This window comes from Streptomyces sp. NPDC102360, from assembly GCF_044766085.1.
Lineage (GTDB): Bacteria > Actinomycetota > Actinomycetes > Streptomycetales > Streptomycetaceae > Streptomyces.
Genome location: NZ_JBIWLG010000005.1, coordinates 171,163 through 184,057 on the forward strand (window position 1 = coordinate 171,163; position 12,895 = coordinate 184,057).

Here is a 12,895-nt window from a genome sequence, read left to right on the forward strand (position 1 = left end):
TCGGTGGCGGCCGCTACGCTGGTCGAAGATCAGCCGGTTCCGGCCGACAGCGCGCCCAACAGGTGTGCGGGGCGGGCAAGTCGGGAAAAGCCGCAGCGACGGCGTGCGGTGATGGGGGTGGCAATGGCGGACACGATGAAGCCGGCTTCGGCCGACGGAGTATTCGACTTCCGACCGGGCGCGCAGATCCCGCTGCAGGGGTCCGCGGGCCAGACCGCCGCGACGTTCGCCATCGCCTCGGCCGCGTACCGGGACGACCCGGCGGTGAAGATCGAGGAGACCAACAACGAGTGGCACAAGTCCCAGGTGAAGAAGGGGATGTGGGCACTGTTCGCGCCGAACCTCGGTGAGGCCTTCGCGCGGGCGGTGCAGGTGCGGATGCTGGGCGGCGCCCGCAAACCGCTCATCCAGTCGTTCGGCACGGAACCGCAGGTCGTCGTGGAGCACTGCCTCGCGGCCAATCGGATCCGGCGCCAGCGCGACAGCCTGCTCACGCTGGTGACGGTGGTGTTCGGCTTCCTGTTCCTGCCCGGTTTCCTGCTCTGGGTGACCGCGTTCGAGATCCGCCGCAGGGACAACATCCGGGTGGCTCTGGCCGAGAAGGAGGTCAAGGAGGCCGAGGGCAAGAGCACCAAGGAGAAGCGCGAGGCCAAGAAGCACGAGCGCGCGGCGCGCGGCCGGGCCGCCCTCACCATGGCGGTGATCGCCGTGGTGTTCGTCGCCGTCGTGATCGTGCTCGTCAAGCTTCCGTCCAGCAACGGCTGGACCTGGTATCTGCGCGCCTCGTTCGTGGCGCCCCTGGTCGGTGGCTTCTGGGCGCGGCGGATCTGTGAACGCACCGCGCGGGACCTGCGGGACCGGTGGGGCGGGCTGCTTTCCGGCGGCGGGGTCGGCGCGAAGATCCCGGAGGCCGTCCCCGGCAGCCCCGGCGAGACCTCGGCCGAGCAACTGCGGCAGAACCTCGCCAAGTTGACCGCCGAGCAGGCGTCGAACTCCGTGTTCTACGCGGGACCCAAGGGCATCCTGGGCATGGGCACGCGCTGGGGCGGCTGGCAGCTGGCCGAGGACCTGGTGTCCAAGGAACCCGGCAAGGACATCCACCCGTTCCGCAGCTGGGACGTGATCCGCGCGATCCACGACCAGCTCCGCCTCCTGGAGCGCAAGCCCATCCACACAGGAGGCTTCCCCACGCCTTCGGTCAAGCACTGGATCGTCTCGCCGATCGGTGAGAACGCGAAGAGCGTGACCCGCCCCTCGGGCGTGAACGTGGAGGCGTTCGAGACCAGGACGCACGAGATAGAGCGGATCTGCAACGAGCAGCAGTTCGGTGGCGGCAGCCGCCACTACCTGGGCGTCCAGTTCACGCTCTGGGACGGCCAGTTGGTGATCACGATGCTGATCACGGTGACGGTGCTGCACCAGACGCTGCGGATAGAAGTGACCGGGCACGCGCTCGGTCCGGTGCACTCCCTGTTCACGTCGAAGCCCGAGCCGAAGAAGAAGGAGATCTCCAAGCCCATACGGTTCTGGGAGACCACGGAGAAGACGCTCCCGCTGATCACCTCGGACGAGGCGGTCCGGATCGCGGTCCGCGCCCCCTTCACCTGGTACCCGCCGCTCCTGGACCACCTCGGCGGCAAGCTGGTGCTGCCCGAGCCGTTCGGCCTGCGCCACGCCTGGGCGGACCAGCCGTGGCGGCACCGCTTCATGGCGGACGACGCGCTGCGCACGGCGACGCCCGTACTGCGTGTGGTGCACGCGGCGGCCATCAGGGTGCTCGATGAGAACGGCGTGGACACCGAGAAGTTCGGCAACCGCTCGGGCTTCCTCAGCGGCGCGGTCCAGGACCCGTCACCGGGGAAGGCGGACACGTACGACGCGTAGCCGGGCCCCTCGCTCCGGGCGGCCCGGCACCCGTCGTGCTCAGTCGGTCGGCCAGGCCTTCGCCAGGGCCGTGCGCGTGTCGGCGAGCATCTGCGGCAGCACCTTGGTGTGGCCGACGACCGGCATGAAGTTGGTGTCGCCGCCCCAGCGCGGGACGACGTGCTGGTGCAGATGCGCCGCGATACCGGCGCCCGCGACCGCGCCCTGGTTCATGCCGATGTTGAACCCGTGGGCGCCGGAGGCCGAGCGCAGCGCGCCCATGGCGCGCTTGGTGAAGTCGGCGAGCTCCGCGGTCTCGTCCAGGTCGAGGTCGGTGTAGTCGGCGACGTGCCGGTAGGGCAGCACCATCATGTGCCCGCCGTTGTACGGATACAGGTTGAGGATCGCGAAGACGTGCTCTCCGCGGGCCACGATCAGCGCGTCCTCGTCGGACTTGCCGGGAGCCGCGCAGAACGGACAGCCGTCGTCGGCCCCGGGGCCGCTCGGTTTGCCCTCGCCCTGGATGTACGCGATGCGGTGCGGGGTCCACAGACGCCCGAATCCGTCGGGCTCACCCACTGGACCGACCTGCTGCTCCGGCTCACTCGTCATGCAATGCAGCATATGGCGTCACCTCACGGAGGCGTGTCGGCGGGTACCGCCCCAGGTCGGCGCGGGCGATGCTGTCGGCATGACCGACACCCCACTCGCCCGCTGGGAGCGGCACAACGGCGTTGTCCTGGCGGTGGCCTCGCTCGTCTACCTCGCCGGGTACGCGGTCCGGGTCCTCGGCCAGGCCCTGCCCGAAGCCCTGCGGACCCTGTGCCTCGCGCTCGCGCTCGCCGCATGGGCGGTGTTCATCGTGGACTACGTGGTGCGCCGGCACCTGAGCGGACTGCCCTGGCCGCGCTTCGTCCGCAGGCACTGGCTGGACACGCTGGTCCTGCTGCTCCCACTGCTGCGTCCCGTACGGATCGTGCAGACCTACGAGGCGGTACAGCGCCGGCAGAACACACCGCGGCTCTCGCTGCACGCGCGCGTGATCGCGTACTCGGGCCTCTCGGTGACGCTGCTCGGCTTCGCGGGGTCGCTGGCCCTGTACCAGCAGGAGCGCACGGCGCCCGGCGCGGACATCCACACCTACGGCGACGCGGTGTGGTTCACGTGCACGACGCTGTCGACCGTGGGTTACGGCGATCTGGCGCCGGTGACCCCGCTCGGCCGGCTCGTGGCGGTCGGCGTGATGGCCTGCGGGCTCGCCCTGCTCGGCGCGGTCACGGGTTCGTTCTCCTCGTGGCTGCTGCAGGTGTTCGCGCGGGAGGGGGATCAGGAAGCGGAAAGGCCCCCGGGGAATTCCCCAGGGGCCTCACACCGTACGGACTGAACACCGTACGGACCGACCGGGTCAGACCTGCGCCCGCTCCTCGACGACCTTCGCGATCTTCGCGATGGCCTCGTCGACCGGGATGCCGTTCTCCTGCGAGCCGTCGCGGTAACGGAAGGACACCGAACCGGCGTTCATGTCCTCGTCACCCGCGATGACCATGAAGGGCACCTTGGCCTTCTGCTGGTTGCGGATCTTCTTCTGCATGCGGTCCGAGGACTTGTCGACCTCGACGCGCAGGTCCAGGGCGCGCGCCTTCTCGGCGAACTCCTCCAGGTACGTCACGTGGCCGTCACCGATCGGGATGCCGACGGCCTGGACCGGGGCGAGCCACGCCGGGAACGCACCCGCGTAGTGCTCCAGGAGCACGCCGAAGAACCGCTCGATCGAGCCGAACAGGGCGCGGTGCAGCATGACGGGCTGCTGGCGCGAGCCGTCGGCGGCGGTGTACTCCAGGCCGAACCGCTTGGGCTGGTTGAAGTCGACCTGGAGGGTCGACATCTGCCAGGAGCGGCCGATGGCGTCCTTGGCCTGTACGGAGATCTTCGGGCCGTAGTACGCGGCGCCGCCCGGGTCGGGCACGAGCGGCAGACCCTGCTTCTCGGCGGCGGAGCGCAGCGCCTCGGTGGCCTCGGCCCAGTCCTCGTCCGTACCGATGAACTTGTCCGACTCGTCGCGAGTGGACAGCTCCAGCTCGAACTCGTTCAGGCCGTAGTCGCGCAGCAGGTCGAGGACGAAGGTCAGGAGCGTGTCGAGCTCCTCCGCCATCTGCTCCTTGGTGCAGTAGATGTGCGAGTCGTCCTGGGTGAAGCCGCGCGAGCGGGTCAGTCCGTGCACGACGCCCGACTTCTCGTAGCGGTACACGGTGCCGAACTCGAAGAGCCGCAGCGGCAGTTCGCGGTAGGAACGGCCACGGGACTTGAAGATCAGGTTGTGCATCGGGCAGTTCATCGCCTTGAGGCGGTAGTTCTGCTCGTCGAACTGGATGGGCGGGAACATGCCCTCCGCGTAGTGCGGCAGGTGCCCCGAGGTCTCGAAGAGGTGCTCCTTCGAGATGTGCGGGGTGTTCACGAACTCGTAGCCGCCAGTCTCGTGGCGGCGCCGCGAGTAGTCCTCCATGACCTTGCGGATCACGCCACCCTTGGGGTGGAAGACCGCGAGGCCGGGGCCCAGCTCGTCCGGGAAGGAGAACAGGTCCAGCTCGGCGCCGAGCTTGCGGTGGTCGCGCTTCTCGGCCTCGGCGAGGAACTCCAGGTACGCCTTCAGCTCGTCCTTCGACGGCCACGCGGTGCCGTAGATGCGCTGGAGCTGCGGGTTCTTCTCACTGCCGCGCCAGTAGGCGGCGGCCGAGCGCATCAGCTTGAACGCGGGGATGTTCCGGGTGGTGGGCAGGTGCGGACCCCGGCAGAGGTCCTTCCAGCACAGGTCCCCGGTCTTGGCGTCGACGTTGTCGTAGATGGTCAGCTCGCCGCCGCCCACCTCGGCGTCGGCGCCGTCGGCGGCCTGCGCCGCGTTGCCCTTGAGGCCGATGAGCTCCAGCTTGTACGGCTCGTCGGCGAGCTCGACGGCCGCGTCGGCGTCGGTGGTCACGCGGCGCGAGAAGCGCTGCCCCCGCTTCTGGATCTCCTGCATCTTCTTCTCGATGCGCTTGATGTCCTCGGGGGTGAACGGCTCCTTGACGTCGAAGTCGTAGTAGAAGCCGTCCTTGATGGGCGGGCCGATGCCGAGCTTGGCGTCCGGGAACAGCTCCTGCACGGCCTGCGCCATGACGTGCGCGGTCGAGTGCCGCAGGATGTTCAGGCCGTCCTCGGAACTGATCTCCACGGGCTCGACGGTCTCGCCGTCGGCGACCTCGTACGCCAGGTCCTTCAGCTCACCGGCCACGCGGGCCGCGACGATGCTGCGCTCGCCGGGAAAGAGCTCGGCGGCCGTAGTGCCCGTCGTCACCACGCGCTCTTCCCGCTCGGAATCGCGTTGGATGGTCACACGGACGTCAGACACCGGACTTCTCCTACCTGAAGATGGAACGCCGCGCCATTACCTGTGACGCGCGCAGCAACGATCGTACCGAGTCACCAGGGCCGCTCGCGAAACGGTTAACCGTGTGACGGGCGGGCGACTGTCAGTGGCCGGCTCTAGCGTGAGACGTATGACACTCGACTGGAACACGCTCCTCGCCGACCAGCTCGACTGGCACTGGCGACACCAGCTCCGCGACCGCCTGGCGGGGCTCACCGACGACGAGTACTTCTGGGAGCCCGTGCCGGACTGCTGGAGCCTGCGCCCGCGCGGCGCCGCGACCGCGGCCATCCAGGGCGGCTCCGGCAACTTCGTGATCGAGTTCGCGTTCCCGGAGCCGGTCCCCGCCCCGGTGACGACGATCGCGTGGCGCCTCGGCCACATCCTGGTGGGCGTGCTCGGCGCCCGGAACGCCTCGCACTTCGGGGCGGAGCCGGTGGACTACATGTCGTACGACTATCCGGGCACGGCCGCGGAGGCCCTGGACCGTCTCGACGCGGCGTACGCGCAGTGGATCACGGGCGTGCGCGGCCTGGACGAGGCGACGCTCGCCCGCCCGTGCGGCCCGGCCGAGGGCGAGTTCGCCAAGGAGCCGATGGCGACGCTCGTGCTGCACATCAACCGCGAGATGCTCCACCACACCGCGGAGATCGCCCTGCTCAGAGACCTGTACGCGCACCGGTAGCGGTCACGGCTCCTCCCCCGCGCACGCCTCCTCGAAGAAGTCCAGGTTCTCCTGGAGCGACTTCATCATCCGGTCCCGCTCGGCCTCCTCCACCTGTACGGGTACGACGCCGGTCGCGCCGGTGAGGCGGCGGAATCCGCCCCGGCTCTCCAGGCGGCCGTGCACGCGGATCGGCAGGCCCACCAGATGCGCATGGCCTGCGATCCGGTACGCCTCCTCGTCCAGCGTCATCCGCACGTGCGGCACCTCGACGCCCCCGAGCACCCGCAGCCGCACCGTGCCCGCGCCGCGCGGCCCCGCTCTGCGCATGCGGACGACGGTGCCGGTGACGCGGACGGAGACGGCCGGTTCGGCGTAGCGGAAGCGGGCGCCGGCCTCACGCAGCACGTCGAGGTCGCCCGGTGAGAACTCGACGGGCGCGTCGCCGTCCGTGCACTCCTGCGGCACCCCCGCGGCGGGCGCCCAGGCCACTCCTACGCGCGCGCCCTCGGTGCCGCGCACCAACGCGACGAGCGCCTCGGTCAGTTCGTGGCTGACGCCCGCCTCGATCGCGCTGTCGAACGCGTCCATGCCGCCGGTGGCCCGCCGGTAGTCGATGGCCTCCCGCACCGCGTACAGCGCCTGGTGCAGCCGGACCGCCAGCGCCCGTCCCGTGGCGACGGGCACGAACGCGGTGAGACGGCGCCCGCCGGACGCCGTCTGCACCAGTACGTTCTCCAGAGCCGCGGCCGCGGGCCGCCGATGCCTGGCCCCGTAGTACCCGGCGCGGCCGCGCGCGGCGAGGGCGCCCGCGAGCAGCATCTGCCGTGCCGCGCCCCGCAGTTGCTCCTCGGCGGGCCAGGTCGAGGCGCCCGCGGGCCCCGCCGGGACGTCGCGCGTCCAGCGGATCTCGTCGCTGGGCACGGCGAGCGAGACCAGCACCTCGCGCGCGGACGGCGTACCGCTGCGTTCGAGGGCGACGAGCGCCTCGCCGAGCAGTTCCTCGCTGTCCGGAAAGGCCCGGCTCTCCGGCACGAGCAGGCTGGTACGGCTCCCGGCCCCCGGCAGCGTCCAGCGCGCGTACCGCCCGGCGGCCCCGCCGCGCCGCCGCCAGCCGTGCCGGTCCAGCAGGGCGCCGAGCACCGCGGGGTCGACCTGCCCCGGCTCCGGTCCGACGAGGTCGACGGGGTGGCCGCGCCCCGCACCGAGCGGCCGCAGGGGTTCATCGATCGGACGATGCTGCATCACACAACTCCTCTGGGCCCAGGCCGAGTCGAACCGTCACGGCCGTCCACCCGCACCCGCCCTGGCCATGATTTCGCAGAGCGCGCGGTCGTCGAAGATCCGCGCCGTGGGGACGCGCACGGTGGTCCTGCGCCGGCCGGTGACCGGGTGCCCGGCGAGGTTCATCCAGTAGCAGCAGTGCCGCAGATCGAGCCGGTCGTGGGAGGCCCGCAGCCAGTCGTCCTGGGAGCGCGGCACGAGCATCACGACGAGGATCTTGTGCACCGAGACCGGGGTGCGGGCGAGCTTCACCAGATGCGTGTTGTCGAGCGTGAAGGCGAACGAAGGACCCGGCGGGTCGGGCGCGACCTGGTACGTCGCCTTGAGCTGCACCTTGATGGTGACCTCGTCGTCGACCGCGTGTCCGGGCGAGCTGTGACTGACGTGCCAGTCGATGCCGTTGTCCGGAAAGGGCTGCGAGAGCGAACACCCCGCGGCGGCGGCCACGGCGTGCAGATAGCCCACCTGCAAGGTCTCCATGCAGGCGGTGGTGGCGAGTGTGCCGCGCGGCGGTGCGATCCGCTCGGGCAGCAGCCCGCCTCGTTCGGGCCGCGCGAGCGCCATGGGCCGACTGACCTTCCGGGAAAGCGGGTTCACGCCGATGGCACCCCGCTGAACTGCCATGACTCGTACCTGTGTTGTCACCGCTGCACGTACGACGCAAACAGCGCGGACGGCACCGTCCGGCGTACGACGCAAACAGTGCGGGTATCACCGCTTGGGGCGGGGACGACCAATGGATGTGACGTCATCTGCCGTGCGGGAAGCAGGAGTTGAGAGATCATGACGTGCTGGTACGAAGGTCCCCTGGCCGCCTTTGACACCGAGACGACCGGCGTGGACGTGGAGGACGACCGCATTGTGTCCGCCGCGATCGTGGTGCAGGACGCGGCGGGAACGCGGCCCCGGGTGTCGCGCTGGCTGGTGAACCCCGGGGTACCGGTGCCGCCCGGCGCCACCGAGATTCACGGCCTGACCGACGAGCATCTGCAACGCTACGGGCGCTGGCCGGCGCCGGTGATGGAGGAGGTAGGGCGTGCGCTCGCCGAGCAGGCGGCGGCGGGCCGTCCGCTCGTCGTGATGAACGCCCCGTTCGATCTAACGCTGCTGGACCGCGAGTTGAAGCGGCACCGGGCCTCGTCGCTCTCCCTCTACTTGGCGACCGCGTCCCTGTGCGTGATCGACCCGCGCGTCCTGGACAAGCACCTGGACCGCTACCGCAAGGGCCGTCGCACGCTGACCGACCTGTGCGAGCACTACGCGGTGGAGCTGGCGGGCGCGCACGACGCGGCGGCGGACGCACAGGCGTCCCTCGACCTGGTGCGGGAGATCGGCCGCCGGTTCGCGGCCCGCCTCGAGCGCCTCTCCCCCGCCGAGCTGCACACCCTGCAGGCGGTCTGGCACGCGGCGCAGGCCCGCGGCCTGCAGGCCTGGTTCGCCCGCAGCGGCACACCGGAGACGGTGGACCCGGCGTGGCCGCTGCGTCCGGAACTTCCGGCCGCGGCCTGATCGTTCCCCCGTCGGGGCTCCTGAAGCAGAAACGAAAAACCGGCCCGCCTGTACGGCGGACCGGTCATTCTCCGGGTGGGCGATACTGGGTTCGAACCAGTGACCTCTTCGGTGTGAACGAAGCGCTCTCCCACTGAGCTAATCGCCCGGGAACGCGTTGAACAATACAGGTCGCGGCGCCCAGTGTTCAAACCGGTTACGCCCCTACCGGCTGTGTTCAAAGCGGATGCGTTCAAACCGGCCGCACGTAGGCGGCAAGCCCCCGTCGCCCGCCGCGCATCATCCACGCGTGGTTCGCGAGGAACACCGGCCGCCCCACCACCGCGAACCGGCGCATCAGCGGTTTGCTCACCTCGACCTCCTGGTCGTAGACGGCGACCGTCCCGCCGCCCTCCCGCTCGCGCAGCGACCAGCGCGCCCAGCCCGCCAGGTCCCCGGTCATCGCGATCTCCAGGACCCCGGCGGCCGGGTCGCGACGCGTCTCGCGGGCCGTGATGTGCAGCTTGTAGGGGAGAAAGGACCGGAATACGGCGACGCCGCTGGTCGCGCTCCCGTCCAGCGGCGTCACCGAGCGGACCTGGGGCCACCACCGCGGATACTCCTCGGCCCGCTCGAGCACCGCGTACACGGCGCCCGGCGGGGCGGGCAGTTCCCACACGCTGCGAAAGCGGTACTGGTTCCAGTCCATGGCCAGAGTCTGCCGGGGTCAGGGCATCTTGTCCCCGACCAGCGCCAGGTTCTCGATGGCGGCGAGTCCGTACAGGGCCGTGTCGTTGGTGTAGACCCAGTTCGCCTCCGTGCCCGCGACGAGCGTCACCGGGCCCTCCGCCTTCTCCGTCTTCCAGGGCGAGGACTCGGTGTAGCCGTCGCTCTTGAAGAACTTCTCCCAGGCCCGCTTGGCCAGCCTGTCGTCGCCGGTGCGCACGGCGGCGTAGGCGTCGAGCCGTGAGTGGCCCTGGAAGAGGATGAGCGAGCCGAAGTCCGAGCCGTACCGTTCCTTCTGTTCCGCCTTCGTGGCGTTGAAGTAGCGGCAGTAGTCGTAGTACGCCTCCTCGAACTTCGGCATGTCGACCTGGTCGATCAGCTCCGCGCACAGCTCGTTGAGGCCGAAGACCGCGGACAGGTGGGAGACGCCGACGACCGCCTTGTCGGCGATCGCGAACTTTCCGGTGTCGAGGTCGTAGAGCCCGCTGCCCTGCACGAACCCGTTCGGCTGCGCGGCGATCGTCTCCATCGTCGACAGGACCCGCGCCTTGGCCTTCTCCCACTTCGGCCCGCGCCGCTCCCACTCGGTGAGCCAGGCCGAGACGAGTCCGCTCCAGTCGGTGCCGAAGCCGATGGACAAGGCGTGCGGGTCGGGCTTGTAGTCGGGGTCGGGGCGGACCTTGCGCTGCGGGTCGAGCACGAGGAAGGTCTCGTCGGAGTCGACGTTGGCGTGCATGAGGTCGCCGACGCGCTCGTCGCCGGTGAGGAAGTAGTAGTAGCGGCGGTACGTGGTGTTGGCGATGCGCTGCTGCTTCGCGGAGTCCGCGTAGTGCTGGACGCCGTGCCGCGTGCCGAGGCCGGCCCACTTGCCGAGGTGGTAGACGTCGACCTCGCCGGTGTGCCGGGTCATGGCCTCCGCGAAGCGGAAGATGTCGGCGCGGCCGGAGCGCAGATAGGCCATCCACAGCCAGATGTCGGGCGACAGCTCGGAGTTGTCCCAGGCGTAGCCGCCCACGTCGTAGCGCCACTGGTGGCGCGCCGGGTCGTAGGAGTGCATCACATCGCCGTAGTCCCAGAAGCCGTACCAACGGCGCATCTCCACCTGGTCCTTGTAGTACGTGAAGAGGAAGTCGAGGTGGTCCTCGATCTTCGCCTTGGCGGGGGTGGAGCGGTCGGGCTCGGAGTAGAGGCCGGGGCCGAAGACCTTCGCCCTGATGAGCTGCTTGGGCGGCGCGGCCAGCTGCGGCAGCACGCGCACGGCCTCGACCTGCTGCGCGAGCGCCTCGGGCTTCGGTGTCGACTCGTTCGCCCAGAACATCAGCTCGCTGGTGCGGGCGATGCCGTAGGGGGTGCCGAACTCGGGCTCGTAGTCCTCGTATGTGATGTTGAGGCCTTCGAGCTGTTCGGCGAAGGTGTCCTGGCCCATGCCGTCGTGGTAGAAGCGCAGGTCCATGGGCTGGGCCTCGGGCGACCAGAGCCAGAGGGTGACCTCGGCCTCGTCGGTGTGCGCGCCGCGGATGTCGAGGCCGGCCGGGTGCTTCTCCCAGAAGTCGCGCAGGCCGAAGGAGAATCCGCCGCTGGGCCCGCCGACGTAGCCGAATCCGCCGGCCCGGCGGCCGCCTCCGGCGCCGATCCAGCCGTGGCCGCTCTTCGTACGCTTCTTGAGCGTGAAGCCGTCCGCGGAGAGCTGGGAGAGGGTGTAGTCGCCCCATTCGGGGATGTACTTCAGGCGGGTCGTGACGCGCTGGTCCCAGGTCGAGGGGTCGGGCAGCTTCTCGCCGGCGAACTGGGCGGCCTGCACCGCCGCTCCCGGGTCGCGGCGCAGTCCTGTGATGCCCTGGACGGCCTCCCGGAGCATGCCGGTGCCCTCGCCGCCGATCCGGATGTGCCGGTCGTACGCCTTGTCCCGCATCGGCACGGTGAAGCGGACGCCGAGCCCGCGGATGAAGTCCCCGGACGCCTTCTGGGGCTCCTGCGTGCCGTCGTACGTGATGGTGTGCACCATGCGGAACGATTCGGCGCCCGCGTAGAAGTAGAACCGGATCGAGAAAGGGAGCCAACTCCGGCGTCCCTTGCGGTGCTTGCCGTCGATGCGCACGACGGCGCGGACGGGTCCGTCCTGCTCGACCTTCGTCTCCTCGATGACGGACTCGAACCGCTCGTACTTCTGCGTGCCCTGGTCGCCGTCCTCGATCTCCCCCTGGCGCAGGAGGACGAGCCGCCCGTCCTTCGCGATCTCGGTGGAGCCGCGGGTGACGGACTTGACCAGGCTCGATCCGTTCTTGCCGAGCTTGGCCACGACGACGCCGGTGTCGACGGTGACGACGCCACCGCTCGTCGACACGCTCACCTTCTTGTCGGGCGCGGCCGCGCTCCCGGCCTTCAGTGAGAGCTTCCCGTCCCCGGCCCCTGGACCCACGGCGTGCGCGGTCCACTTCAGCGAGCCGTCGGGCCACTGCGCAAGGGGCCAGGTCTGGACGGGGACCTGCTTGCCGTCCTCGGTGGTGAGGGCGAACTCCTGCCCCTTCTCGTACGCGCCCTTGGGCCAGGGCACGCCGACGGTGGAGCCGGGGGCCGCGCCGAGTCCGCCGTCCTCCAGCCAGCCGAGCGTGACGGGCTCGTCCGCCGCGGCCGCGGCGGCCGGTGCGGCCTGCGCCTCCTTGCCGCCGAGCGCCCAGCTGAACTGCGCGGCGGCACCGGCTACCGCTGCGGCCTTGAGGAGGGACCTGCGGGGAATGGGGGACATCGTCGTTCCTTTCCGTGCATGCCAAACGTGCGGTACGAGAAGGGGGTTGGGGGTTCCGGGAGTATTGGGGGTTCCGGGAGTTGCGAGGTGTTACGTATGACGGATTCGCGTTATACGTATGACGGGATCGCGTTCTACGTATAACGCCGGCTCACCCGGCCCGACCGCGCTCCTCCACCGCGACCGCCGCCGCGGCGAGGACGCCGAGCACCGGGACGGCGAGCGGCGTGAGGAATTCCGCGCTGAGGATCACGAGCGCGATGCCGCACACCAGGAGCAGGGAGCCGCCGGGCGCCCGTACCGTGCGGCGGGCGGCGTCGCCGACCAGGGAGCGCCAGGCCCGGCCCGGCTCCCAGACGGCGGCGGCCCGCAGTACGGTCACGGCGCCCGCGAGGAGGGCGAACATGCCGACGGCCGCCGCGAGTCGGCCACCCGGGAGCCCGGACCGCGCCACACGCAGGTCGACCCAGACGGCCACCAGAGCGCCCAGGCCCGCGAGGCCGACGAGCCAGCCGCGACGCGCCGCGACCCGAAAGTCGGCCATGAACTCCCGCCAGCCACCGGTGTGTTCACCGACCCGTCGGCGCAGGTGCCGGGCCCCGGCGGCGAAGGCGGCCGGGGCCGTGACCAGCGGGACGGACGCGAGCGCGATCCACACCCCGGCGAGCAGGCACTCGGCGAAGACGGAGAACCCGACGCGCCGCCGCGATTCGGCCACCGG

The 12,895-nt window shown here is 70.4% G+C and carries 11 protein-coding genes and 1 tRNA gene; 4 read left to right on the forward strand and 8 right to left on the reverse strand.

Features of this window, described 5'->3' with window-relative positions:
* Window positions 1-135 precede the first annotated feature (135 nt).
* Window positions 136-1,884: a hypothetical protein gene (locus ACIRHA_RS21630; RefSeq protein WP_403848910.1), complete on the forward strand. Its 1,749-nt coding sequence runs from the start codon at window positions 136-138 to the stop codon at window positions 1,882-1,884.
* Between the two features lie 39 nt (window positions 1,885-1,923).
* On the opposite strand, the gene ACIRHA_RS21635 is transcribed toward ACIRHA_RS21630, so the two are convergent.
* Window positions 1,924-2,487: an HIT family protein gene (locus ACIRHA_RS21635; RefSeq protein WP_403848054.1), complete on the reverse strand. Its 564-nt coding sequence runs from the start codon at window positions 2,485-2,487 to the stop codon at window positions 1,924-1,926.
* A gap of 67 nt (window positions 2,488-2,554) precedes the next feature.
* Between ACIRHA_RS21635 and ACIRHA_RS21640 the strand changes: the two genes are divergently transcribed.
* Complete coding sequence (locus tag ACIRHA_RS21640) at window positions 2,555-3,247, forward strand: potassium channel family protein (protein WP_403848056.1); 693 nt, start codon at window positions 2,555-2,557, stop codon at window positions 3,245-3,247.
* A 21-nt stretch (window positions 3,248-3,268) separates the two neighbouring features.
* On the opposite strand, the gene thrS is transcribed toward ACIRHA_RS21640, so the two are convergent.
* Window positions 3,269-5,248, reverse strand: a complete 1,980-nt coding sequence (gene thrS, locus ACIRHA_RS21645; protein WP_403848059.1) for a threonine--tRNA ligase — start codon at window positions 5,246-5,248, stop codon at window positions 3,269-3,271.
* Window positions 5,249-5,396: 148 nt separating this feature from the next.
* On the opposite strand from thrS, the gene ACIRHA_RS21650 reads away from it, so the two are divergent.
* Window positions 5,397-5,951, forward strand: a complete 555-nt coding sequence (locus tag ACIRHA_RS21650; RefSeq protein ID WP_403848061.1) for a DinB family protein — start codon at window positions 5,397-5,399, stop codon at window positions 5,949-5,951.
* Between the two features lie 3 nt (window positions 5,952-5,954).
* Here ACIRHA_RS21650 and ACIRHA_RS21655 read toward each other — a convergent pair whose 3' ends face one another.
* Together ACIRHA_RS21655 and ACIRHA_RS21660 are read right to left on the reverse strand one after the other, a co-directional pair.
* On the reverse strand, window positions 5,955-7,175 hold the full coding sequence (locus ACIRHA_RS21655; protein ID WP_403848063.1) for a hypothetical protein: 1,221 nt from the start codon (window positions 7,173-7,175) through the stop codon (window positions 5,955-5,957).
* 36 nt (window positions 7,176-7,211) lie between these two features.
* Window positions 7,212-7,778 (reverse strand): DUF4365 domain-containing protein, encoded by a 567-nt coding sequence (locus tag ACIRHA_RS21660; RefSeq protein ID WP_403848913.1) that lies wholly within the window; start codon window positions 7,776-7,778, stop codon window positions 7,212-7,214.
* 219 nt (window positions 7,779-7,997) lie between these two features.
* Here ACIRHA_RS21660 and ACIRHA_RS21665 point away from each other — a divergent pair, with 219 nt between their 5' ends.
* Window positions 7,998-8,723 (forward strand): 3'-5' exonuclease, encoded by a 726-nt coding sequence (locus ACIRHA_RS21665; protein ID WP_403848066.1) that lies wholly within the window; start codon window positions 7,998-8,000, stop codon window positions 8,721-8,723.
* Between the two features lie 76 nt (window positions 8,724-8,799).
* On the opposite strand, the gene ACIRHA_RS21670 is transcribed toward ACIRHA_RS21665, so the two are convergent.
* The 4 genes from ACIRHA_RS21670 to ACIRHA_RS21685 form a co-directional block, all read right to left on the reverse strand.
* Window positions 8,800-8,871, reverse strand: a tRNA-Val gene (locus ACIRHA_RS21670).
* Between the two features lie 84 nt (window positions 8,872-8,955).
* The gene (locus ACIRHA_RS21675; protein WP_403848068.1) at window positions 8,956-9,411 is read right to left on the reverse strand and encodes an SRPBCC family protein; all 456 of its coding nucleotides are present in this window, start codon (window positions 9,409-9,411) and stop codon (window positions 8,956-8,958) included.
* An 18-nt stretch (window positions 9,412-9,429) separates the two neighbouring features.
* Window positions 9,430-12,174, reverse strand: a complete 2,745-nt coding sequence (locus ACIRHA_RS21680) for a Tat pathway signal sequence domain protein (RefSeq protein WP_403848070.1) — start codon at window positions 12,172-12,174, stop codon at window positions 9,430-9,432.
* Window positions 12,175-12,325: 151 nt separating this feature from the next.
* Window positions 12,326-12,892, reverse strand: a complete 567-nt coding sequence (locus ACIRHA_RS21685) for a hypothetical protein (RefSeq protein ID WP_403848072.1) — start codon at window positions 12,890-12,892, stop codon at window positions 12,326-12,328.
* Window positions 12,893-12,895 lie beyond the last annotated feature (3 nt).